This is a genomic window from Marinoscillum sp. (genome assembly GCF_040222955.1).
In the GTDB taxonomy this organism is placed as follows: domain Bacteria; phylum Bacteroidota; class Bacteroidia; order Cytophagales; family Cyclobacteriaceae; genus Marinoscillum.
The window spans coordinates 164621-168008 of sequence record NZ_JAVKCA010000013.1 but is presented as its reverse complement, the minus strand read 5'-3'; the positions used below and the strand labels follow the sequence as shown (position 1 = coordinate 168008).

At 42.1% G+C, this 3388-nt stretch carries 2 protein-coding genes; one reads left to right on the top strand and one right to left on the bottom strand.

Annotation, left to right across the window (positions count from 1 at the left end):
• Positions 1-125 precede the first annotated feature (125 nt).
• Positions 126-1028 carry a hypothetical protein gene (locus RIH33_RS13200; protein ID WP_406651282.1) on the bottom strand — a complete coding sequence of 301 codons (903 nt, stop codon included), beginning with the start codon at positions 1026-1028 and terminating at the stop codon, positions 126-128.
• Between the two features lie 444 nt (positions 1029-1472).
• Between RIH33_RS13200 and RIH33_RS13195 the strand changes: the two genes are divergently transcribed.
• Entirely contained in the window at positions 1473-3329 is a 1857-nt protein-coding gene (locus RIH33_RS13195; RefSeq protein WP_406651281.1) for a hypothetical protein, read from the top strand.
• Positions 3330-3388: the final 59 nt, after the last annotated feature.

The window sequence follows — 3388 nt, the reverse complement described above, 5'->3', positions numbered from 1 at the left end:
GGTTGGCTGGGTCTTAACGTTAAACTTGCGCTTAACTAATCTGCCAATTAAAGCAAACTAACCAAACGATGCAAGCGTGAAGTGGCATATTATTCGAAAAAAAATCTCAGTTTTGAACCCTCTCATCACAAAAACCCCCAGATTATCATATACTCGACGGCCTTTCCGATCACTTCCTGTCGGGGCATTTCGCGATTATACTTAATAAGGGTTGGCACTTCTCCGGTCTCAAACAAAAACAACACAATGTCTCTCTTGGTAAAATCAATCTCCCCGGCAGGGAAAAACTCGAGCTCTTTACCATCCCTGACCACAGGGTTTTTAAGCTTCTTATAAATCACCACCAGGTCTTTGGTGGGTTCATATACCACCGAATATGGATTATTGGTCTCGTGAACCACCTTCCCTACCACCAAAGGCTTGGAACCGGAATAAATCCTCCCTAAGCCTTCCACATCCTGCGTGACCAGCGATACCTTTTCAGCCGGGTTTTTGCTCACCAAGGGCACCAGTGCATGCGGCCGGGAACGGTCTCGCTCAATGCTATTGTCCTCCAGGCTTTCCCGCATGAAAGCAACCTCTTCTAAGATGGCGAGGGTATCCTCATTCAGCCGCAGGCTGATGTCTTTCTCATACAGGCCTTCCAGATCCTCAGGGTTTATCCCGCTCTCCGAAATTTGCAGGCCCTGATCTACCACCTCATTGCGAATCACAGAAATCTTACTCCCCCAATCCGTATCCCGGGCCAGGGTAAAAGTTTTGTTGAACTCAGGGAAGGTAAGGATGGTCCAGCGCACCTCCTCCAACATGGGGTAGGAGGTCTTGAAACCTCTGGTCACAATCTCACAAAACACCTCTCCCTCTAAAGTTTCCAGGGCCATATCAGCCCCACGTACCCAATTCAATGTACCGGTTACCCGGGCCACGGGCACTTTATCTTTCAGCAATACCTCCTTCTTGATTTTGTAAGTCTGACCAAAAAGTGCCGTGGTGAAGGACATCAGACATGCGAACAGTAAGGACCTCATCGCTTGATGATTTTGTGGTCCACGAATGTATCAAAGCAGCCTTTCAGTACGGATTTTGGGTGTGGCACATAGCAACAGCTACCTCCGGGGGAGAAATGGTTGGTTGGTTCCATAGGTTAGGTTCATTAGGCACAAACTGCACGCCACCCTCTTGCTAATAAAGAGCTCCGAAAAGCCCTGATAGTGAGTCGGATAAAGGTGGCACACAGCTAACTTATCAGCTAAGAAATGAAAAATATTTTTATCCACAAAAAAAAATCAACAAACTTGGGCAAACATAAAGAGGCAAATAGGCTGTCGGGTTGAAACTGTTCATAAGCGGCTAGAGGTTCTGGCTTCATACTGGTTCTTCAAATCCAAAATTTATTGCCACGTGAAGTGTGGACTTTTTAAAAAAATATTTTATTTAGGGGCTTGTTCCAATGACAACCAACTGTTACGATCATGAAAGAATCACTCGCCAACTGTCTTCACCATTCCACCTTAACACTGGTAGCTTTTATATTTCTGCTTGTTTGCTGTGAAGAGAAAGATGAAACCCCGGCAAAGGAACCAGAAAAACCAGATACTACAGAGATTGAAGAACCGGAGAAAGTGGCCCTACACGAATTAGGTTTGATTTTCAAGGGGAGCGGCTCAGAAAATCTAAATCAATTTGACCTGCCACTCATCAAATTCAATTATCCTATTGACTCAGTATTTCAGAAAGTAACTTCTAAGGGAATAGCGCTGCATAAAATTTCAATTGTACAGTTTGATGTTTTATTGGGTGGAATAGCTATTCCCTTCGACACATTGATAAATAAGTCGTCAGACTCTCTTTTCATTATACCTAAACAACTAACTAACAATAAGGTGTATTGGGAAATTAACCTGGAAATCATGGTTCAAAAACTCATTGAGAATGAATGGCAAGAGGTCTTTAGCAGAATTACCAAAGACCGAGAGGTTATAAATTTATCTATTAGGTCATTGCCTCTGAGCCTCGAAATGTTTCCTGCGGTAGATTCTGCGCTCTTTGCCCCCAATACTCCACTCACTCCTTTCAATCCTGACTTACGGATTCAATTGAGAAAGAATACTTTCAAGGACACCAACACTCAGGAAAAAGTCTCCAAGAAATTAAGAACTGATTTTTTGATTAGCATTAAGGAAGATGGCGAACCCTTTGAATTTGATTGGGAAGTTGATTCTGTATCCAATCAGCTGACAATAACCCCAAAGTCTTATTTGTGTGACTGTCTCTATGAAATAGAAACTGCCTTTTCTTATTCGTTTTACTCTGGTAAGAAAGATATCTGGTGGCCTGCTGAAGAACTGACGGAGAGCTACTCTATTACGTTTATATCTAATGAATTTGAAAGTACGACGCTACAAGAAGACAACATAGCCTATACCTATCCCATCGACAGACAATACTTCTTTCTTCCTAAAGAGTACCCTTACGGATACCTTCAGCTACATCACGAGCAACCTGGCCTTTTGAGGTCAATTGACAATGATGATTGGCAATTGAAGTTTAGATTGAGTACGCTAGACGGATCCTTCTCGGAAATACAGGACATGAGGTATCATAACGGTTACTTTGAGTATGACATGAATGAAAATCTGAAACCAGAAACCATTTATAAGGGCGAATACTTTGAGGTCTCCAGTTCAGGAACGGAAGTGTCTCTTTATAACTTTCATTTCCGAACAAGCATACACGATACATTTATAGAGAAAATACTAGCAAATAAGCCCAGCAGCGTGTGGTTTACTAACCCTTATGAGGGGGGGCATCGGGTTGGAAATAATCTTTATATTAAAACAGAGGCCTTTGATCTGGCTGAAATAAAAGGAACAGCTAAAAGTGACCCGATGCTGATTTTAACAAATGAATTTGACTACAATACTGATTTTAAAGAAAAGTTCTACCCACTGATATATGAAGCTGTGGAGAAAGGATTCTTTACGATTGATGATAATACTGAACATGGAGTCCCTCCAGTCAACTCTGCCTTTTGGTGGCAGTACCCCTACGGCCTGAAACTAAAAGATGAACAAATACAGGCCAATGAAGCATTAAATTTTGAAGGCATTGAAGGTACTGTTTCTATTCTTGCCCATGTGTACTTTGCGAAACACTATCGTGAGTTGCTACAAAAAGCGGCGGCTCATCCTGATCAGGAGAATGAATTTGTTCAAAGGATTATGGACGGTTCTTCAGGTCTCAGAAATAAAAATTATCCATACTCAATATCCTACGTGCTCCCTGGAAACAAACAAAGCCATAGGTGGATGAAACTACCAAATCAATAGCTACTACTTTGGAGATTTTAGTTTTTAATTGATGCCCCCTAACGGCAGATAAGGGGCAT

Excerpts from the sequence above, each read along its gene's own strand:
- RIH33_RS13200 (WP_406651282.1), bottom strand. The coding sequence starts at position 1,028 with ATGAGGTCCTTACTGTTCGCATGTCTGATGTCCTTCACCACGGCACTT.
- RIH33_RS13195 (WP_406651281.1), top strand. The coding sequence starts at position 1,473 with ATGAAAGAATCACTCGCCAACTGTCTTCACCATTCCACCTTAACACTG.